The 20,088-nt window shown below is 71.7% G+C and carries 18 protein-coding genes; 14 read left to right on the top strand and 4 right to left on the bottom strand.

Annotated elements, in window-relative coordinates:
- Nucleotides 1-97 precede the first annotated feature (97 nt).
- From ABZ738_RS14515 to ABZ738_RS14560, 10 genes are all read left to right on the top strand, one after another.
- Complete coding sequence (locus ABZ738_RS14515; protein ID WP_357213388.1) at nucleotides 98-1,579, top strand: NAD(P)/FAD-dependent oxidoreductase; 1,482 nt, start codon at nucleotides 98-100, stop codon at nucleotides 1,577-1,579.
- A complete protein-coding gene (locus tag ABZ738_RS14520) occupies nucleotides 1,572-2,417 on the top strand; it encodes an SDR family oxidoreductase (protein ID WP_357213391.1) in 846 nt (281 codons plus the stop codon). The genes ABZ738_RS14515 and ABZ738_RS14520 overlap by 8 nt, the downstream gene beginning before the upstream one ends.
- Nucleotides 2,418-2,481: 64 nt before the next feature.
- Complete coding sequence (locus ABZ738_RS14525; RefSeq protein ID WP_131056507.1) at nucleotides 2,482-3,153, top strand: GntR family transcriptional regulator; 672 nt, start codon at nucleotides 2,482-2,484, stop codon at nucleotides 3,151-3,153.
- A 28-nt stretch (nucleotides 3,154-3,181) separates the two neighbouring features.
- Nucleotides 3,182-4,594, top strand: a complete 1,413-nt coding sequence (locus ABZ738_RS14530; RefSeq protein ID WP_357213394.1) for an MFS transporter — start codon at nucleotides 3,182-3,184, stop codon at nucleotides 4,592-4,594.
- Entirely contained in the window at nucleotides 4,591-5,676 is a 1,086-nt protein-coding gene (locus ABZ738_RS14535; RefSeq protein ID WP_131056503.1) for an S-(hydroxymethyl)mycothiol dehydrogenase, read from the top strand. The genes ABZ738_RS14530 and ABZ738_RS14535 overlap by 4 nt, the downstream gene beginning before the upstream one ends.
- Entirely contained in the window at nucleotides 5,676-6,305 is a 630-nt protein-coding gene (locus ABZ738_RS14540; protein ID WP_357213397.1) for an MBL fold metallo-hydrolase, read from the top strand. The genes ABZ738_RS14535 and ABZ738_RS14540 overlap by 1 nt, the downstream gene beginning before the upstream one ends.
- A gap of 84 nt (nucleotides 6,306-6,389) precedes the next feature.
- Nucleotides 6,390-7,499: a DUF3626 domain-containing protein gene (locus tag ABZ738_RS14545; protein WP_357213400.1), complete on the top strand. Its 1,110-nt coding sequence runs from the start codon at nucleotides 6,390-6,392 to the stop codon at nucleotides 7,497-7,499.
- Between the two features lie 205 nt (nucleotides 7,500-7,704).
- On the top strand, nucleotides 7,705-8,403 hold the full coding sequence (locus tag ABZ738_RS14550; RefSeq protein ID WP_131056163.1) for a hypothetical protein: 699 nt from the start codon (nucleotides 7,705-7,707) through the stop codon (nucleotides 8,401-8,403).
- A gap of 130 nt (nucleotides 8,404-8,533) precedes the next feature.
- Entirely contained in the window at nucleotides 8,534-8,791 is a 258-nt protein-coding gene (locus ABZ738_RS14555; RefSeq protein ID WP_357213403.1) for a hypothetical protein, read from the top strand.
- Between the two features lie 361 nt (nucleotides 8,792-9,152).
- Entirely contained in the window at nucleotides 9,153-9,737 is a 585-nt protein-coding gene (locus ABZ738_RS14560) for a hypothetical protein (RefSeq protein ID WP_357213405.1), read from the top strand.
- Between the two features lie 188 nt (nucleotides 9,738-9,925).
- Here ABZ738_RS14560 and ABZ738_RS14565 read toward each other — a convergent pair whose 3' ends face one another.
- Both ABZ738_RS14565 and ABZ738_RS14570 read right to left on the bottom strand, forming a co-directional pair.
- Complete coding sequence (locus tag ABZ738_RS14565) at nucleotides 9,926-11,356, bottom strand: MFS transporter (protein WP_357213408.1); 1,431 nt, start codon at nucleotides 11,354-11,356, stop codon at nucleotides 9,926-9,928.
- Between the two features lie 36 nt (nucleotides 11,357-11,392).
- Nucleotides 11,393-11,629, bottom strand: a complete 237-nt coding sequence (locus tag ABZ738_RS14570; protein ID WP_131056169.1) for a hypothetical protein — start codon at nucleotides 11,627-11,629, stop codon at nucleotides 11,393-11,395.
- Between the two features lie 139 nt (nucleotides 11,630-11,768).
- Here ABZ738_RS14570 and ABZ738_RS14575 point away from each other — a divergent pair, with 139 nt between their 5' ends.
- Together ABZ738_RS14575 and ABZ738_RS14580 are read left to right on the top strand one after the other, a co-directional pair.
- On the top strand, nucleotides 11,769-12,911 hold the full coding sequence (locus ABZ738_RS14575; RefSeq protein ID WP_357213412.1) for a geranylgeranyl reductase family protein: 1,143 nt from the start codon (nucleotides 11,769-11,771) through the stop codon (nucleotides 12,909-12,911).
- Between the two features lie 180 nt (nucleotides 12,912-13,091).
- A complete protein-coding gene (locus ABZ738_RS14580) occupies nucleotides 13,092-13,994 on the top strand; it encodes an SDR family oxidoreductase (RefSeq protein WP_131057014.1) in 903 nt (300 codons plus the stop codon).
- Nucleotides 13,995-14,148: 154 nt separating this feature from the next.
- On the opposite strand, the gene ABZ738_RS14585 is transcribed toward ABZ738_RS14580, so the two are convergent.
- Nucleotides 14,149-14,808, bottom strand: a complete 660-nt coding sequence (locus ABZ738_RS14585; RefSeq protein ID WP_236146007.1) for a nucleotidyl transferase AbiEii/AbiGii toxin family protein — start codon at nucleotides 14,806-14,808, stop codon at nucleotides 14,149-14,151.
- Nucleotides 14,805-15,146: a hypothetical protein gene (locus tag ABZ738_RS14590; protein WP_176094172.1), complete on the bottom strand. Its 342-nt coding sequence runs from the start codon at nucleotides 15,144-15,146 to the stop codon at nucleotides 14,805-14,807. The genes ABZ738_RS14585 and ABZ738_RS14590 overlap by 4 nt, the downstream gene beginning before the upstream one ends.
- Nucleotides 15,147-15,741: 595 nt before the next feature.
- Between ABZ738_RS14590 and ABZ738_RS14595 the strand changes: the two genes are divergently transcribed.
- Complete coding sequence (locus tag ABZ738_RS14595) at nucleotides 15,742-16,326, top strand: hypothetical protein (protein WP_131052209.1); 585 nt, start codon at nucleotides 15,742-15,744, stop codon at nucleotides 16,324-16,326.
- Nucleotides 16,327-16,782: 456 nt separating this feature from the next.
- Nucleotides 16,783-20,073 (top strand): formate dehydrogenase, encoded by a 3,291-nt coding sequence (gene fdh / locus ABZ738_RS14600; protein ID WP_357213417.1) that lies wholly within the window; start codon nucleotides 16,783-16,785, stop codon nucleotides 20,071-20,073.
- Nucleotides 20,074-20,088 lie beyond the last annotated feature (15 nt).

Genomic DNA, 20,088 nt, shown 5'->3' on the forward strand with positions numbered 1-20,088 from the left:
CGCACCGCGCGGCGGCCGGGCGCGCCGGGGTGGGGTAGGCCGCCCGGCGGGGCTGGGTAGGGTCCGGGGCACCAGCAGGGGAGCGGGAGGCGAGCCGATGTCCGACCATGTCGACGTGCTCATCGTGGGTGCCGGGCTCTCCGGTATCGGCGCCGCCTGCCACCTGCGTCGCCACTGCCCCGACAAGACGTACGCCGTGCTGGAGGCCCGCGACGACCTCGGCGGCACCTGGGACCTGTTCCGTTACCCCGGGGTGCGCTCGGACTCCGACATGTTCACCCTCGGCTACTCCTTCGCGCCGTGGACCGCGCCGACGGCGATCGCCGAGGGTGGCACGATCCTCGACTACCTGCGACGCACCGCCGACGTGTACGACGTGACCCGGCACATCCGTTTCCGGCACCGGGTCGTCCGTGCCGAGTGGGACAGCGAACGGGCCCGCTGGACGGTGCACGTGCACCGTGCCGACACCGCCGACACCGTGGTGCTCACCTGCGACTTCCTGTACGCCTGCACCGGCTACTACCGCTACGACGCCGGGCACACCCCGCACTTTCCCGGGCAGGAGCGGTTCACCGGGCGGATCGTGCACCCGCAGCACTGGCCGGCCGACCTCGACCACTCGGGTCGTACCGTGGTGGTGATCGGCAGCGGTGCCACCGCCGTCACGCTGGTCCCGGCACTGGCACGGCGCGCCGCCCACGTGACCATGCTGCAACGGTCCCCGACGTACGTGCTGGCGCTGCCCGCCCGGGACGCGGTCGCCGACACGCTGCGGCGGCGCCTGCCGGCTCGGCTGGCGTACCCGCTGATCCGGTCGAAGAACGTGCTGGCCACGGCCGCCACCTACCAGCTCAGCCGGCGGGCGCCCGGGCTGGTCCGGGCGTTGCTGCGGCGGGCCGTGACCCGGCGGCTGCCGGCCGGGTACGACGTCGACCGCCACTTCACGCCGAGTTACGACCCGTGGGACCAGCGGCTCTGCGTGGTGCCCGACGGTGACCTGTTCGACGCCCTCTCCGCCGGGCGGGCCAGCGTGGTGACCGACACCGTCGAGACGTTCACCGCGCACGGCGTCCGGCTCACCGGCGGCGCGGAACTGCCGGCCGACGTGGTGGTCACCGCCACCGGGCTCGACCTGCTCGCGCTCGGCGGCATGACGTTGCGGGTGGACGGCGTCGACGTGGACCTGCCCGGGACGGTCGCCTACAAGGGCATGATGCTCTCCGGCGTGCCGAACTTCGCCATGACGCTGGGCTACACCAACGCCTCCTGGACGCTGAAGTCCGACCTGGTCGCCGAGTACGTGTGCCGCCTGCTGCGCCACCTGGACCGCACCGGGACCCGGGTGGTCACCCCGCTCGCCCCGCCCGACGGGCGTCGGGCGCCGCTGATCGACCTGACCTCCGGGTACGTCCGCCGTGGCCTGGCGCACCTGCCGTCGCAGGGCCACCGCCCGCCCTGGCGTCTGCACCAGAACTATCCGCGTGACCTGCTGATGCTGCGCTACGGGCGGGTCACCGACGCCGGGGTCCGCTTCGACGCGGCAGGCGCGCCACGGGGGAGTGCCGTCGATGCGTAGGTTCGACTTCACCGACGGCACCGCGGTGGTGACCGGCGCGGCCGGTGGCATCGGGGCGGCGCTGGCACACGGCCTGGCCCGGCGCGGCGCGGCACTGGTCCTGCTGGACCGCGACGCCGCCGGGCTCGACGCGGTGGCCGACGCCGTCCGCGCCGCACACCCCGGACGGCCGGTGGACACGTACGTGGTGGACCTGGCCGACGCGGCCGCCACCGGGGCGGTCGCCGGGCAGGTCCGGGACCGGCATCCGGCGATCCGGCTGCTGGTCAACAACGCCGGGGTGGCGCTCGGCGGGCGTTTCGACGAGGTGACGTTCGACGAGTTCAGCTGGGTGATGGAGGTCAACTTCCGGGCTGTGGCGCAGCTGACCCACGCCCTGCTGCCGGCGCTGAAGGCCGCGCCCGGGGCGCACCTGGTCACCGTCTCCAGCCTCTTCGGTCTGATCGCCCCGCCCGGGCAGGTCGCCTACGCGGCCAGCAAGTTCGCCGTCCGTGGCTTCACCGAGGCGCTGCGACACGAGCTCGCCGCCGACGGCGTCGGCGTGACCTGCGTGCACCCCGGCGGCATCCGGACCCGCATCGCCCGCGACGCCCGCGTGGGCAGCGGCGTGGACGAGGCCGAGTACGAGGTGGGCCGGCAGCGGTTCGAGCGGCTGCTCACCATCGACCCGAGGACCGCCGCCGAGGCGATGCTGCGCGGGGTGGCCCGCCGCCGGGGACGGGTCCTGATCGGCTGGTCGGCCCGGCTGCCGGACCTGATGGCCCGGGTCGCACCGGTCGGGCACGGCCGTCTGCTGACCGCCGTCGGCAACCGGGGCCGGGTGCGCCGCCCGCACTAGTGCGGGCGTCCGCGCCGGTCACCCCGGTCGCATCGACGTCCGTTGTCGGACGGATGATAGATACATGACGCATCCCTCGGTGGCCGGTCGAGTCGCCGTGCCCTCCGCCGCCGAACGGGCCTACCACCACCTCAAACGCGCCATCCTGGAGCAGCTGTACGCGGGCGGCGCCCTGGTCAGCGAGGGAGAGATCGCCGAGGCGACCGGCGTCTCGCGGACCCCGGTCCGGGAGGCGCTGCTGCGCCTGGAGACCGAGGGACTGGTCCGCCTCTATCCCAAGCGGGGCGCACTGATCCTGCCGGTGTCCGCCCGCGAGATCGCCGACGTGGTGGAGGCCCGCCGACTCGTCGAGGTGCACGCCGCCGAGCGCATCTGGCCCCGCCGCGCCGAGATCCGTGACCGGTTGGCCGAGCGGCTCGCCGAGATGCGCGCCGCACACGCCGCCGGGGACCTGACCGCCCTGATGGCCGCCGACCGGGCGTTCCACGCCACCGTGGTCGACGCCGCCGGCAACGAGATCCTCGCCGAGCTGTACCAACGGCTACGGGACCGGCAGGTCCGGATGGGCGAGGCGAGCTTCCGGCTCTCGCCCCGCTGGGCCGAGGCGGCCCTGACCGAGCACGCCGCACAACTCGCCGCCCTCGACGGCGACGACCCGCAGGCGTGGCTCGCCGCCGTGGCCGCGCACATCGACACCTCCGCACGCGTGTTCCTGGGATCCCCGGTGAGCGTGTGACCACCGCTTCGCACCCCGGCACCCCCTCGTGAGCGCCCCGGCCCCGCTCCCGGCACCGCCCGGCCGGGCCATGCTCGTCTGGGGTGCGGCGCTCAGCGCGTACGTCGCGGCGATCTTCCATCGCACCTCCCTCGGCGTGACCGGCGTGGAGGCGGCGCAACGCTTCGACATCAGCGCCGCCACGCTGGCCACCCTCACCGTCGCGCAACTCGCCGTGTACGCGGTGATGCAGGTGCCGGTCGGGATGCTCCTCGACCGGTACGGCTCGCGCCGGCTCCTGATCACCGGCGGTCTTCTGATGGTCGCCGGTCAACTCGCCTTCGCCCTGGTCGCCGACGTACGCCTCGCGGTGGCCGCCCGCGTCCTGATCGGTCTCGGCGACGCGATGAGCTTCATCAGCGTGCTGCGCCTGGTCGCGTTCTGGTTCCCGGGCCGCCGCAACCCGCTGCTGATCCAGTTGACCGGCACACTCGGCCAACTCGGTGCGGTGCTGGCCGCCGTACCGCTGGTGACGCTGCTGCACCACACCGGCTGGACCACCGCCTTCCTGACCGCCGCCGGCGGTGGCGCGGCCGTGCTGCTGGTGGTGGTCGCCGCCGTCCGGGACACCCCGCATCGGCCCGCCGTGTCCACCCCCGCCCCGGTCGGCGGGCGGCTCGCCGCCGCCTGGGCGCACCCGGGCACCCGGCTCGGGCTCTGGACCCACTTCGTCACGCAGTTCTCCGGCACCGTCTTCGCGTTGCTCTGGGGCTTCCCGTTCCTGGTGCAGGGGCAGGGCCTCAGCCCGACCACCGCCGCCTCCCTGCTCACCGTCCTGACGTTGGGGATGCTGCTGACCGCGCCGCTGGTCGCGCATCTGTGCGCCCGCCACCCGCACCACCGTTCGGTGCTGGTCTTCGCCGTCGTCGGCGTCACCGCCACCGTCTGGACGGTGCTGCTCGCCTGGCCGGGACGGGCACCCGGCTGGCTGCTGGTCACGCTGGTGCTGGTGCTGGCCCTCAGCGGCCCCGGCTCGATGATCGGTCTCGACTACGCCCGGACCTTCAACCCGGTCAGCCGCCTCGGCAGCGCCGCCGGCATCGTCAACGTCGGCGGTTTCGTCGCCTCGATCACCCTGGTGCTCACCATCGGCGTGGTGCTGGACCTGGTCACCCCGGCGGGCCGGGCCGCCCCCGACCTGACCGCGTACCGCTGGGCCTTCTCGGTGCAGTACGTGCTCTGGGCCGTCGGCGTGGTGCAGGTGCTGCGCTGGCGCAACGCCGCCCGCCGCGACCAGGGCGGGCACCGACCGGCGGCAAGCCGCGCCGAAGCTGTGCCCAGCCGCCCGCCCGCAGGTAGGTTCGCCAGCGGGAGTGACCGCGCGCGTCGCCGCCCCACCGGCGACGTCGCGGCGCAACGGCGGCGGCGCTTCGCGTCGGTGCGGACGAGGAGGAAAGCGTGAGCCAGCAGGTCAAGGGAGTCATCTCGCGGAGCAAGGGCGCGCCCGTCGAGGTCACCGACATCGTCGTGCCCGACCCCGGGCCCGGCGAGGCGGTGGTACGCGTGCAGTCCTGCGGGGTCTGCCACACCGACCTGCACTACCGCGAGGGCGGCATCAACGACGACTACCCGTTCCTGCTCGGCCACGAGGCGGCGGGCATCGTCGAACAGGTCGGTGCCGGAGTCGACGCGGTCGCCCCCGGCGATTTCGTGATCCTCAACTGGCGGGCCGTCTGCGGCGTCTGCCGGGCCTGCCGGCGGGGTCGCCCCTGGTACTGCTTCGCCACCCACAACGCCGCACAGAAGATGACCCTGGTCGACGGCACCGAACTCGCCCCGGCCCTGGGCATCGGCGCGTTCGCCGAGAAGACGCTGGTGCACGCCGGCCAGTGCACCAAGGTGGACCCGGCGGCCCGCCCGGCCGCCGTCGGGCTGCTCGGCTGCGGTGTGATGGCCGGTCTCGGCGCGGCCATGAACACCGGCAACGTGACCCGGGGCGACTCGGTGGCCGTGATCGGCTGCGGGGGCGTCGGGGACGCGGCCGTCGCCGGTGCCGCCCTGGCCGGAGCGACCACGATCATCGCGGTGGACACCGACTCCCGCAAGCTCGACTGGGCCCGCCGCTTCGGCGCCACCCACACCGTCAACGCCTCCGAGACCGACCCGGTGGCCGAGATCCAGGCCGCCACCGGCGGCTTCGGCGCCGACGTGGTGATCGACGCCGTCGGTCGGCCGGAGACCTGGAAACAGGCCTTCTACGCCCGTGACCTGGCCGGCACCGTCGTGCTGGTCGGCGTACCCACGCCCGACATGCGGGTCGAACTGCCGCTGCTGGACGTCTTCGGCCGGGGCGGGGCGCTCAAGTCCAGCTGGTACGGCGACTGCCTGCCCAGCCGCGACTTCCCGATGCTGACCGAGCTCTACCTCCAGGGCCGCCTCGACCTCGACGCCTTCGTCACCGAGGAGATCCCGCTCGACGGCGTCGAGGAGGCGTTCGCCCGGATGCACCGCGGCGACGTGCTCCGCTCGGTGGTGGTCTTCTGATGGCCGCCCGCATCGACCACACCGTCACCTCCGGCACCTTCTCCCTGGACGGGCAGACCTTCGACGTCGACAACAACGTCTGGGTGATCGGCGACGACACCGAATGCGTCGTCGTCGACGCCCCGCACGACGTGGAGGCGATCCTCGCCGTGGTCGCCGGCCGCCGGGTCACCGCGATCGTCGCCACCCACGCCCACGACGACCACGTCCGCGTGGCCCCGGAACTCTCCCGCGTCACCGGTGCGCCCGTGCTGCTGCACCCCGCCGACCGGGTGCTCTGGGACATGGTGCACCCCGACGAGCCGCCCGCCGGTGAGCTCGCCGACGGCGAGACGATCACGGTGGCCGGCACCCCGCTGACCGTGCTGCACACCCCCGGACACAGTCCCGGCGCCTGCTGCCTGTACGCCGCCGACCTCGACGTGGTGTTCACCGGCGACACCCTCTTCGCCGGCGGACCGGGCGCCACCGGCCGCTCGTACAGCGACTTCGGCACCATCGTCGACTCGATCCGGGACCGGCTGCTCACGCTGCCGCCGCAGACCGTCGTGCACACCGGTCACGGCGACAGCACCACCATCGGCGCGGAGGCTCCGCAGCTCCCCGAGTGGCTGGCCCGGGGCCACTGACCTGACGGCCGCAGGGGTGGCCTCGCTGCCCCTGCGGCCGGTTACGGGTTGGCGTCGACCCGTCGTCCTGGCCACACTCGGCGGATGCCGTCCGTCCCCCGCGCCGCGCTGACCGCCGCCCAGCGCGCGGCGGTGCGCCACGTCCGGCAGGTGGCGCTGGATGACCGTCCCGCCGCGCTGGCCCGGATCGGTCGGGCGCTGGCCGGCAGCGGCGTCCGGCACGATCCGGAACGACTGGTCGCCGCGTTCGGCCGAGGCGGGCGCGTGACGCTCAACTTCCATCCCGACCGGCTGCTCGCCGACGGGCGCACGGTGGCCGAGGCGCTCGCCACCGAGGGCGTCTACCGCAGCCAGTTCGAGACGGGCATCTCCAACGGCGGGCTCAGCGCGTACCCGGGCGGCGACCGGGACCGCTGGGAACGGCGACTCTTCGGCGGCGCGTACCAGCGACGGGGTGTGCGCCCGGGGGACCGCCCGAAGTACGGCGGCCTGAACCTGCTGGACCACCCGGACGGCGCGTGCCCGCGCTTCGGCTCCTGCCACCTGCGGCTGCGCCCCGAGGTGCTGACCCGCACCACCTTCTGTGTCGGCGACAGCCACCTCGGCCCACGGGACGTCGGCACCGTCGACGTTGTCGAACCGGTGCTGGCGGCGCTGCTCGCCACGACCGCAGACACCGGCAGCACGCTGGGGCGGCCGGGCACGGACGTGTCGACCCTCGTCGAGGAGCTGCTGCGCCGACGCGCGCACGTCGACACCGTGCCCCGCACCGCCGGCCGGGCGCTGGACGACTACGTCGAGGCGCAGGTCCACGGGCCGGTCACGCTGGCCCGGGACGTGTGCGAACTGGTGGTCGACCCCTCGTTCCGTGGCACCGCCACCGGCGTCACCCTCGCGGTCGCCGCCGAGCGGTACGGTTTCCCGCTGCGCTGGCACGCTGGGTTCGCGCTGCCGGTGGACCAGGTCGACGCCGAGTTCCGTGGGCCGGTGATCCCGCCGTTGGCCGCCCGCGTGCACGCCGAGTTCGCCGGGTCGGGGGAGCCGGTGCACGCCGCGCTGATCGGACGGGCCGCCGCCTCGGTGGTCACCGACCCCGGCCGCTGGGCCGATCGCGGGTCCACGGCCGAGACGCTGCAACACCTCAAGCAGCTCTGGCACGTCCTGGTCCGCTTCGGCACCCCGTACGACGTCTGAGTCCTCCGTCCGCTCCGGCACCTGAGGTCCTGGCGCGATAGGTGACCTGGGCCACGGTGCGGGGCAAGTCGGGCATGCCTGGAATGACCGACACGTCGGGCGGGTTGTGTTCCCCATAGCGCCGGCACCCACACCCCGACCGGCGGCAGTTTCCCCCGAGAGCGGCTCACCCCGAGCGGCTCGTACGATCGAAAGGGCAACCATCGTGAAGCTGGACTTCACTCGATGGCTCCCGGCCATCGCGACGAAACCGAACCGGAAGACCACCCTCAGCGTGGTGGGCGTGACCGCCCTCACCGGGCTGGCCCTCGGCCCCACCGCCGTGGCCGCGCCGATCACCACCGGCCCGCACCAGGGCGCCGTGGCCGCCATCGACAAGGCCACCGGTCGCCACTCCACCGGCGCCACGGTCGAGTCCGGCCTGACCACCGGCGGCACCACGGACAAGCCCCGCCCCGGCAAGCCGAGCCGCGACGACCTGATCCCGCACGGTGTGCAGGGCGCCCAGTCGCGGGTACCCCTCGACAACGCGCAGCGCCAGAACGCCAAGACCATCATCGAGGTCGCCAAGGACACCGGCGTCGGCGAGCGAGGCGCGGTGATCGGCATCGCCACCGCACTGCAGGAGTCGAAGCTCTACAACCTCGGCCACCTGGGCGCGTACAACGACCACGACTCCCAGGGCCTGTTCCAGCAGCGCCCGTCGACCGGCTGGGGCAGCGTGGACCAGATCACCGACCCCGAGTACTCCTCGACGGTGTTCTTCGAGGCCCTCAAGAACGTCGGCGGCTGGCAGGACCTGCCGTTGACCACGGCCGCACAGACGGTGCAGGTCTCGGCGTACCCGTTCCACTACGCCCAGTGGGAGGAGCAGTCGGCGGACATCGTCACCCAGCTCTGGTGACCCGCTTCGCCACCACGGCCGGCCCCGATCCGGGGCCGGCCGTTCCCGTCCCCCCACCCGGTGTCGCCCTCCGCGCGGCCTGGTCGGCGAGCGGTGCCCCTCCGCCGCACCGCGCAGATCGCAGATCGCGTTGATCGCGCAGATCGCGTTGATCGCGCAGATCGCGCAGATCGCGTTGATCGCGTTGATCGCGCAGATCGCGTTGATCAAGAGGTTTGCGTCGCGATTCCTGTCGTGCTTGCACCAAAACTTCTTGATCAACGGGGTTGGCGCGCAAGGCGGGCGGCGGCGGAGATGGGCTGGCGCGCTGTTTGCGCTGAATGTCCGTTTGTTGGATGCGGGTGGGTGGGGGTTGGGTGGAATCCGGGGTGGGGTCGGGGCGTTGTAGTCGTGTGGCTGACCGCGCAGGACCGCATTCGCCGGGCAGGTCGCGGACGAATTCTCGCTCCCGCGCAGGGTGGCCGACGGATTCTCGCTCCGCCGGATTGGTGGCGGGCGGGTGTCGGAATGACCTGGCCCGGTCGGTGGTTATACCTGGTTCCGGTGCCGCGTCAGGCTTCCGGATGGCCTGGGAATGATGCGGGCTGCCAGGTGGTTGTGTATTGACCCGACGCCGCAAAGCCGGATCCGCTGATTCCCCTTCTCGGACCCCTGGTACGTCGGATTTCCCCTTTCTTCTAGCGCCTGACGGCGTTTGCGTCACTCTCGATCCCCTTGTGGGTGGCGTCTTCCCCCGGATGGAGCTTGTGATGAACTCGAAGCTGTTGCGTAAGAGTGTTCTTGGTGTTGCTGGTCTGGCGTTTGCTGGTGGTGTGTTCGCTGGTCCGATCGGGCAGGTGGACGCCGCTCCTGTCACGGGTTCGTTGGTGGCGGTGCAGGCGGACAAGCCGGACTCCGGCAGGTTGATTCCGCATGGTGTGCAGGGTGCCCAGTCGCGTATCGATCTGGACGATGAGCAGGTCGGCAACGCGAAGGCGATCATTGCGGCGACGAAGAAGGCTGGTATGGATGAGCGTGCCGCGGTGATCGCGATCGGTACGGCGTTTCAGGAGTCGAAGTTGGAGAATCTGGGTCATCTGGGTGACCGCAACGATCATGATTCGCAGGGTTTGTTCCAGCAGCGTCCGTCCTCGGGTTGGGGCACGGTGGAGCAGATCACCGACCCCGAGTACTCGACCCTGGCGTTTCTGAAGGGTTTGAAGCAGGTCGACGGTTGGCAGGACATGCCGTTGACGGTGGCGGCGCAGACGGTGCAGGTGTCGGCGTTCCCGGATCACTACGCGCAGTGGGAGCAGCAGGCCGCTGATCTGGTCGCCGAGCACTGGAACAGCTGACCCCACACCGAACAGACTTTCCTCGCACAAGGGGGAGCAAGAATGCTGCCGGCCGGTACCCACCATGGGTACCGGCCGGCAGCGTCTGTCCCGCGCCCCGGATCCCCGCACGACTTGCGGTGTACGGCGGGGTGGGATGTAAGCAGGGGTCCCCTGCTATACACCAGGCGTTAGCAGGGGACCCCTGCTTACATCCGACCACGGCGATGATGACGGGCGATGTCGACGAGGGCTACGAGCAGTGCCAGGGCGATGATGCCGGCGGACACGAGCAGGGACCGCTCGAAGGCTTTCGACCAGGCGTTGTCCCCGCTGGCCACGACCGAGAAGAAGACCGCGCCGACGGCGGCGATCCCGGCCGCCGAGCCGATGCGCTGACCGGTCTGGAGCATCCCCGCACCGCTGCCCGCCTGCGGCACCGGCACCTGCGCCAGGGTCAGTGTCTGGTTCGGGGCGATCACCAGGCCGCTGCCCAGCCCGGCCAGCAGCAGCGGTGCGGCGGTCACCCAGGGGACGGGCGCGTGCGGCGCCAGCTCGATGGCGAGCGCCACCAGGCCGAGGCCGACCACCACGGCGAGCAGCCCGACGGCGACCAGCGGCCGACCGTAGCGGTTGACGATCCGCCCGCCGACGGCCGAGGCGACGGCCGACCCGAGGGCGAACGGTGTGATCGCCAGTCCGGCGACCAGCGCACTGTAGCCGCGTCCGTTCTGCAGGTACAGCGTGAAGATGAAGAAGATCGCGGTGAAGCCACCGAAGTAGATCAACGCGATCAGGGAACCCAGCGCGTACGACTGGCGGGTGAAGAGGCGGATGTCGAACAGGGGTGGACCCTGGCGTGCGTACCGCCGCTCCCAGAGCGCGAAGCCGACCAGGGTGACCAGGCCGGCGGGGAGCAGTAGCCACTTGGCCGGGCCGTGCCACTGTTCCCGCTGGACCAGCGGCAGCAGCACCAGGGTCACGCCGACACCGAGCAGCACCACGCCGATCGGGTCGGCGCGACGGCGTACCACCTGACCGATCGGGTGGCGGGGCAGCAGCCGCCAGCCGAGGATCACCGCGACGATGCCGACCGGCACGTTGACGAAGAAGACCCACCGCCAGCCGTGTTCGGGGCCACCGGCGGCGATCAGCAGGCCGCCGAGCAACGGGCCGACCGCGGTGGAGATGCCGATGGTGGCGCCGAGCAGCCCGAACGGCCGGGCCCGTTCCGGACCCTGGAACAGCTGCTGGATGAGGCCGGTCACCTGCGGGTTCACCAGACCGGCGGCGGCACCCTGGAGCAGTCGGGCGGCGACCAGCCAGCCGGGTGACTGGGCGAGTCCGGCGACGGCGCTGGTCACGGTGAACAGGGCGATGCCGAACACGAAGGCGTTGCGTCGGCCGTGCACGTCGCCGAACCGACCGGCCGGCACCAGCACCAGGCCGAAGGTCAACGCGTACCCGGAGAGCACCCACTGCAGGTCGCTCGGCCCGGCGCCCAGGGCCCGGTCCAACGAGGGGATGGCCACGTTGACGATGCTGATGTCGAGCAGCGTCATGAACGCCGCGACCAGCCCGACGCCCAGGGCCCGCCACCGTCGCCGGTCGTCGTACGTGTCGGTGCCGGTGGCGCTCATCGCCCCCCTGTCGCGCCCGGTGCGGGAGCCACGCCGTCAGGTGAGCTGCTGGGCGCAGAAGCGCGGGCCGAAGTCGAGCCCGGCCATCGGCGAGTCCTCCCGGTGGAGCAGGTTCTTCTCCGTGAGCAGGTGCAGCGTGGTCTGCAACTCCTCCTCGGTCAGGCCGCACTCCTGGGCGATCAGGTCGGGGTAGGGGACCTGTCCGCGTACCTCCAGGGCCGCCACCGCGTCGTACACCCGAGCCTCGACGTCCGACAGCTGGACCTCCTGCATGGTTTCCTCCTTGGGCTCCGACCGCCGGTCGCGGGCGGTCTGCCGGGCGCGCTTACCCGGCGCGGCGCCGAAGATGCGCCCCGGTCGGCCGGTGGCGCGCCGCCCCCTGGCGACGCGGCGGCTCACCTAGGCTGCTGCCGTGACCGTCTGGGAACTCGTGGTGATCGGCGGCGGTCCCGCCGGCCTCTCCGCCGCCTACACCGCCGCCCGGCGAGGGGTCCGCACGCTGGTCCTCGAACGCGCTGCGCACCCCCGGTACAAGACGTGCGGCGGTGGCCTCACGGGCGTCTCGCTCGCCGCCGTGGCCGGTCGGATCGAGGTGCCCGCCCACGACGCCGTCGACCGGGTCACCTTCACCCTGGACGGGCGACGCGCGCTCACCCGCCGGCACCGGGACGGTCCGCTGGTGAGCATGGTGCGGCGGGAGGAGTTCGACGACCGGTTGCGGGCCGCCGCGGTGGCCGCCGGCGCCGAGGTCCGCGAGCGGGTCGCGGTCCGCGCGCTCGACCAGACCCCCGAGGTCGTACGCCTGCGGCTGGCCGACGGCGACACGGTGCTGGCCCGGACCGTGGTCGGTGCCGACGGCTCCTCGGGGGTCAGTGGCCGACATGTCGGGGTGCGGTACCGGCAGGTGGATCTCGGGTTGGAGGTGGAGTTGCCGGTGCCGCCGACGGAGCAGGAGCGGTGGCGACACCGGGTGCTGCTCGACTGGGGTCCGCTGCCGGGGTCGTACGGCTGGCTCTTCCCCAAAGGCGACCGGTTGACGGTCGGGGTGATCGCGGGGCGGGGCGAGGGGGACCGCACCCGCGAGTACCTGCGCCGGTTCGTGGACCGGCTGGGCCTGGCCGGGATCCGTCCGGCGCACGACTCGGGGCACCTGACGCGGTGCCGGGCGGAGGACTCGCCGCTGCGGCGGGATCGGGTGCTGGTCGCCGGGGACGCCGCCGGGCTGCTGGAACCCTGGACCCGGGAGGGGATCAGCTACGCCCTGCGCTCCGGTGAGCTGGCCGGTGACGCGGTCGCCGACGACGATCTGGCCGGCTACGAGCGGGCGGTGACGCAGCGGCTGGTGCCGTCGATGCGGGCCGGGTACCGCCTGCTCGCCGCGTTCGCCCGACGTCCGGAGATCCTGCACGCGGCGATCGCGACGCCGCCCGGCTGGCGGGCGTTCACCCGGTTCTGCCGGGGCGGGGCCGATTTCGACGAGCTGGTGGCCCAGAAGCCGGTGCGGGTGGCCCTGGCGGTAGCCGCCCGGCTGCCCCGTCCGCGCACGTCCACCTGATCCCCTTTCTACCAGGATCCTAGGATGCTCTAGCCGTGGTGACGGCCACCACCGACCGAAGCGACGCCCCAGGGGCCATCGGGAGGCACAGCAGTCTCATCAGTGCGCGGCTGTTTCCGGCCACCGACGGCGGGTAGGGCGATCGGTGAGGACAACAGCCGGCGCACCGAGGAGACACCCGTGAGCGAGAACCAGCACACCCCGCAGGACCCGACCGAGCAGTACGGCCAGCAGTCGGGTCAGCCACGCCAGCAGCAGTCGCCGCCGGGGCGGACCGACGACATGGCCCCCGAGCCGGACCACGGCGAGAAGACGTACCGGGGGACCGGCAAGCTCGACGGCAAGAAGGCGCTGATCACCGGCGGTGACTCCGGCATCGGCCGGGCGGTGGCGATCGCCTACGCCCGGGAGGGCGCGGACGTGCTGATCTCGTACCTCGGCGAGGAGGAGGACGCCGACGCGCAGGAGACCGTACGGCTGATCGAGGCCGCCGGCCGGAGGGGGATCGCGATCCGCGGCGACATCGCCGACGAACGCAACTGCGAGACGTTGATCGAGCGGGCGGTGAGCGACCTCGGCGGCATCGACATCCTGGTCAACAACGCGGCGTACCAGATGGCCCAGGAGAAGGGCATCGCGGGCATCAGCACCGAGCAGTTCGACCGGGTCTTCAAGACCAACGTGTACGCGATGTTCTGGCTGTGCAAGGCGGCCCTGCCGCACATGGGCGACGGCGCGACGATCATCAACACCTCGTCGATCCAGGCGTTCGACCCGTCGCCGCAGTTGCTGGACTACGCCACCACCAAGGCGGCGATCGCGAACTTCACCAAGGCGCTCGCCGCCGACGTGGTGGACCGGGGCATCCGGGTGAACGCGGTCGCGCCGGGCCCGATCTGGACCCCGTTGATCCCGGCGACCATGCCGAAGGAGAAGGTGGAGCAGTTCGGTCAGGACACGCCGGTCGGCCGGGCCGGTCAGCCCGCCGAGTTGGCGCCCGCGTTCGTCTTCTTCGCTTCGCAGGAGTCGAGCTACGTCACCGGCGAGATCCTCGGCGTCACGGGTGGTCGCTTCACCAAGTGAGGACGCAAGGAAGGGTCCCCTGCTAACGCCTCGTGCATAGCAGGGGACCCTTCCTAACGCACAAGCCACCACCGCCGTCGCCCCGCTGGCACGGTCGCGCGCCGGTGCCCGCCCGTCCGCCCCGCTGGGCGTGGGCGCGCCGCCGCCAGGTGGGTCAGCGGGGCCAGGCGGCCAGGTGTCGGCGGATCCGGGCGATGTCGGCCGGGCCGAGCCCGTACCGGGCGAACCGCCCGTCCGGGATTCGGTCGAGGTAGTGCCCGGCCTCGCGTACGTCCTCGTCGTCGAGGGCCGGGTCGAGTTGCCGGGCCAACGCCAACAGTTCGCCGACGGACCGGTGTTCCAACGCGGAGGCGACGTCGATGTAGTCGCGTACCTCCCGCCGGTTGACCAGGGCGGCGGTCTTGTTGGCGATCAGATCGCGCACGTCCATCACCGGCCCGAACTCCATCACCACCGGACTGCGGTGCCGGTCCAAGCGGGCCAGGCTGAGCCGGATCTGCCGGCCGTCCCGGGCGACCACGAAGTCCCGCATGTCCCGGTCGAAGCCCTCGAACAGGCCGCCGAGGTCACTGTCCGGGTCCGCGTCGACCACCTCGAACCCGGCCGCCTCCAGCGCCGCCCGTACCCCGGCCGCAGCCGCCGCCGCCGCGCCCTCCACGTCCGCGAACAGGTCGACGTCCTCGGTGGGTCGGGTGACCAGCCCGTACGCCGCCCACGCGACCCCGCCGCCGAGGACGAAGCGGTGCGGCCCGGCGACGTCCAGCGCCACCCGGGCCACCTCGCGATAGAACTCGTGCGGGTGCGGGCCGGTCACGCCGATCGGAGACCCCGATGCCGGGTCTCCCAGGCCAGCCGTACGCCCCGTGGCAGGTTCAACTGTCGCCACACGCGCCGCAACGTCCGGCCGTCGACGAGACTGCGCAGGTCGTCGACGTTGGTGGTCTCCCGCAGGACGTTCTCGTACATCCAGAGCACCTGGTCGGGGTCGGCCAGGTCGAAGGCGCGGTCGGCGCACCACATCAGGCGTACCGGTAGCTCGACCACGCCCCGGGTGGGCCCGCGCAGCTCGGTCAACGTCCCGGTCACCAGCGTGGGGCGCCCGGGTCGGGCCAGAAAGGCCACGCCGGACGTGGTGGGGGAGACCGCCTGCATGCTGTCAGGGTAACCCCAGCCCATCCCATACCGGACCCACGACTTTGGTCCACCTGCCGAAACGCCGCTCTCCCGGACCGTCCGACGCCCCCTACCGGCCTGGCCGAACCCGCGCGGCGGTACGGCAGCCGCGACGGATGTGCCAACCTCCGCCTGCTGCGTCGAATGTCCGGTTATCGGATGCGCGTGGGTGGGGGTTGGGTGGAATCCGGGGTGGGGTCGGGGCGTTGTAACCGCGTGGCTGACCGCGTAGGACCTCACCCCGCGCAGGCTGGTGGCCAACGGATTCTCGCTCCCGCGTAGGGTGGCCGACGGATTCTCGCTCCGCCGGGTTGGTGGCGGGCGGGTGTCGGAATGGCTTGGCTCGGTCGGTGGTTATACCTGGTCCCGGCGCCGCGACAGGCTGGTGGATGGCCGGGGAATGATGCGGGCTGCCAGGTGGTTGTGTATTGACCCGACGCCGCAAAGCCGGATCCGCTGATCCCCTTCTCGGGCCCGTGTTGCCGTCGGATTTCCTCTTCTTCTAGCGCCTGACGGCGTTCGCGTCACTCTCAATCCCCCTGTGGGTGGCGTCTACCCCCGAACGGAGCTTGTGATGAACTCGAAGCTGCTGCGTAAGAGCGTTCTCGGTGTTGCCGGTCTCGCGTTTGCCGGTGGTGTGTTCGCCGGCCCGACCATGCAGGCTGACGCCACCCCTGTCACGGGTTCGCTGGTGGCGGTGCAGGCGGACAAGCCCGACAGCGGCAAGTTGATTCCGCATGGTGTGCAGGGTGCCCAGTCGCGTATCGACCTGTCCGACGAGCAGGTCGCCAACGCGAAGGCGATCATCGCGGCGACGAAGAAGGCCGGTATGGACGAGCGTGCCGCCGTGATCGCGATCGGTACGGCGTTCCAGGAGTCGAAGTTGGAGAACCTGGGTCACCTCGGTGACCGCAACGATCATGATTCGCAGGGCTTGTTCCAGCAGCGCCCCTCTTCGGGTTGGGGCACGGTGGAGCAGATCACCGACCCCGAGTACTCCACCCTCGCCTTTCTGAAGGGTTTGAAGCAGGTCGACGGTTGGCAGGACATGCCCCTGACCGTCGCCGCCCAGACCGTCCAGGTGTCGGCGTTCCCGGATCACTACGCCCAGTGGGAGCAGCAGGCCGCCGACCTCGTCGCCGAGCACTGGAACAGCTGACCCCACACCGAACAGACTTTCCTCGCACAAGGGGGAGCAAGAACGCTGCCGGCCGGTACCCACCACGGGTACCGGCCGGCAGCGTCTGTCCATGGAGAGATGTTAGGAAGGGACCCTTCCTATACACCAGGCGATAGCAGGGGGCCCTTCCTTACACACACAGCAGGGTTGGGATGTGGGGGAGGGGGAACAAGGGAGGGTGTGGGTCGGTTGTACCGAGCGTCGGTGTGATCCAGTGTCCCCGGGCCTCACCTAAAATGCCGTCGCGGAATACCGTTCGGCTGGAGCCGCGTCGCGCCACTCGCCGAGAGGCGACCTGCACACCGACACCCACCGCCGCCCCCGGCCCGTGACGGGTCGGGGGCGGCGTCCGTTCGGGCCGGTTCTGCCGCCCCGCTCGCCGCCCCGCCGGCGCTGCCCTAAGGTCAGGACGGAGCGGGGACCGAGGAGGCGGACGTGGGACTGCGGGACGTGTTGCTGGGGTGGCCGGTGTTCCGGCAGCTCACCGGCACCGACCCGCTGGGCCGTGGTGCCGCCGCCCAGTCGGCGCGCAGCGCCGGGCTCACCGCCCGCACCGAGGACGCCGACGAGGTGGCCAGGTCGGTCTGCCCGTACTGCGCGGTGGGGTGTGGTCAGCGGGTCTTCGTCCGTGACGGCCGGGTGACGCAGATCGAGGGCGACCCGGACAGCCCGATCTCCCGGGGGCGGCTCTGTCCGAAGGGCGCGGCCAGCAAGAGCCTGGTGACCAGTCCGCTGCGGCAGACGACGGTGCGGTACCGCCGGCCGTACGGGACCGAGTGGGAGGACCTGGACCTCGACACCGCGCTGGACATGATCGCCGACCGGGTGTTGGCGGCGCGGGCGCAGACGTGGGAGGACGTCGACCCGCAGGGGCGTCCGTTGAACCGCACACTGGGCTTCGCCAGCCTGGGTGGGGCGACGTTGGACAACGAGGAGAACTACCTCATCAAGAAGTTGTTCACCGCGGCGGGCGCGTTGCAGATCGAGAACCAGGCCCGGATTTGACACTCCGCCACGGTTCCCGGTCTGGGGGCCAGTTTCGGTCGCGGTGGTGCGACGGTCTTCCAACAGGACGTGGCGAACGCTGACGTCATCGTCATCCAGGGCTCGAACATGGCCGAGGCCCATCCGGTGGGCTTCCAGTGGGTGATGGAGGCGAAGAAGCGCGGGGCGAAGGTCTTCCACGTCGATCCCCGGTTCACCCGGACCAGCGCGGTGGCCGACGCGTACCTGCCGATCCGGGCGGGTACGGACATCGTGCTGCTGGGTGCGGTGGTCAACCACATCCTCGCCAACGAGTTGGACTTCCGGGAGTACGTGCTGGCGTACACCAACGCGGCGACGATCGTCAGTGACGACTTCGTCGACGCCGAGGACGCCGAGGGGTTGTTCTCCGGGTGGGACCCGGAGAGCGGCAGCTACGTGCAGGACAGTTGGCAGTACGCGGGCCACGAGCAGGACTCGGGCAGCGGCGGCACCGCCGACGAGCGGGACACCGCCGCCGGCCTGCGCCACGAGTCGCATGGTGCGCCGGTGGCGGGTCGGTCGGAGCGGGACGAGACGTTGCGTCATCCGCGCTGCGTCTACCAGATCCTCAGGCGGCACTTCGCCCGCTACACCCCGGAGATGGTGGAGCGGGTGTGTGGCCTGCCCCGGGAGAGGTTCCTGGAGTTGGCACGGGCGTGGACGGAGAACTCGGGCCGGGAGCGGACCGGGTGCCTGATCTACTCGGTGGGGTGGACCCAGCACACCGTCGGCGTGCAGTACATCCGCACCGGGGCGATCATCCAGTTGCTGCTGGGCAACGTGGGCCGTCCGGGCGGCGGGGTGCTGGCGTTGCGCGGGCACGCCAGCATCCAGGGGTCGACGGACATCCCGACGTTGTTCAACCTGCTGCCGGGCTATCTGCCGATGCCGCACCACGCCAAGCACGTGACGTTCGACGACTGGGTGGACGGCATCCGGCATCCGGGGCAGAAGGGCTTCTGGGGCAACGCCCGCGCGTACGCGGCGAGTCTGCTGAAGGCGTACTGGGGGGACGCGGCGACGCCGGAGAACGACTTCTGTTACGGCTACCTGCCTCGGCTGACCGGGGACCACGGCACCTACCAGCAGGTGCTCGACATGATCGACGGCAAGATCAAGGGATACTTCCTGCTCGGGCAGAACCCGGCGGTCGGGTCGGCGCACGGGCGGGCGCAGCGGCTCGGCATGGCGAACCTGGACTGGCTGGTGGTCCGCGACCTCTTCATGATCGAGAGTGCGACCTTCTGGCAGCGGGGTCCGGAGGTCGCCACCGGTGAGATCGTGCCGCAGGAGTGCCGCACCGAGGTGTTCTTCCTGCCCGCCGCCTCGCACGTGGAGAAGGAGGGCACGTTCACCCAGACCCAGCGGCTGGTGCAGTGGCGGGAAAAGGCGGTCGAGCCGCCCGACGACGCCCGCTCCGAGCTGTGGTTCTTCTATCACCTGGGGCGTCGGTTGCGGGAGAAGCTGGCCGGGTCGTCGTTGCCGCGCGACCGGGCGCTGCTGGACCTGGCGTGGGACTACCCCACGCACGGCCCGCGTGACGAGCCGGACGCCGAGGCGGTGCTGCGGGAGATCAACGGGTACGACACCGTGACGGGCCGCCCGCTCTCCGCGTTCACCGAGGCCCGCGACGACGGTACGACCGCGGTGGGCTGTTGGATCTACACCGGTGTGTACGCCGACGGGGTGAACCAGGCGGCGCGGCGGCGGCCCGGGCACGAGCAGGACTGGGTGGCCGCCGAGTGGGGGTGGGCGTGGCCGGCGAACCGCCGTCTGCTCTACAACCGGGCGTCGGCGGATCCGCAGGGGCGACCGTGGAGCGAGCGGAAGCGCTACGTGTGGTGGGACGCCGAGGCGGGCCGCTGGACCGGTCGCGACGTGCCGGACTTCGAGGTGACGAAACCGCCGTCGTACCGGCCGCCGGAGGGCGCCACCGGTCCGGAGGCGTTGGCCGGGGACGACCCGTTCGTCATGCAGTCCGACGGGAAGGGCTGGTTGTACGCGCCGAGCGGTGTGCTGGACGGGCCGTTGCCGACCCACTACGAGCCGGCCGAGTCGCCGGTGCGTAATCCGCTCTACGCGCAGCAGGCCAACCCGACCCGCAAGACGTACGCGCATCCGGTCAACCCGACGAACCCGAGTCCACCCGCGCCGCACAGTCAGGTCTTCCCGTACGTGTTCACGGTCAGCCGGCTCACCGAGCACCACACGGCGGGTGGGATGAGCCGCACCGTACGGCCGCTTGCGGAGTTGCAGCCGGAGATGTTCGTGGAGGTGTCGCCGGAGTTGGCCGACCTGGTCGGGCTGACCCATCTGGGGTGGGCGCACCTGGTCACCTCCCGTGCGGTGATCGAGGCGAAGGTGCTGGTCACCGACCGCATCGTGCCGTTGCGGGTGGACGGGCGGGTGATCCACCAGCTCTGGCTGCCGTACCACTTCGGGTACGAGGGGCTGGTCACCGGCGACTCGGCCAACGACCTGTTCGGCATCACCCTGGACCCGAACGTGCTGATCCAGGAGAGCAAGATCGGCACGTGTGACGTGCGTCCGGGGCGGCGTCCCACCGGAGCGGCCCTGCGCGAGCTGGTCCGCGACTACGGTGACCGGGCCGGCATCGTGCCGGGCCGCACCCCGCCGGCAGTCACCCCCGGCGTGCCGACCCCGCCCGACGGGGCCGACGACGAGGAGGGGACGCACTGATGGTCGACCCGCAGC

Source organism: Micromonospora sp. NPDC047793 (assembly GCF_040642635.1).
GTDB lineage: Bacteria > Actinomycetota > Actinomycetes > Mycobacteriales > Micromonosporaceae > Micromonospora.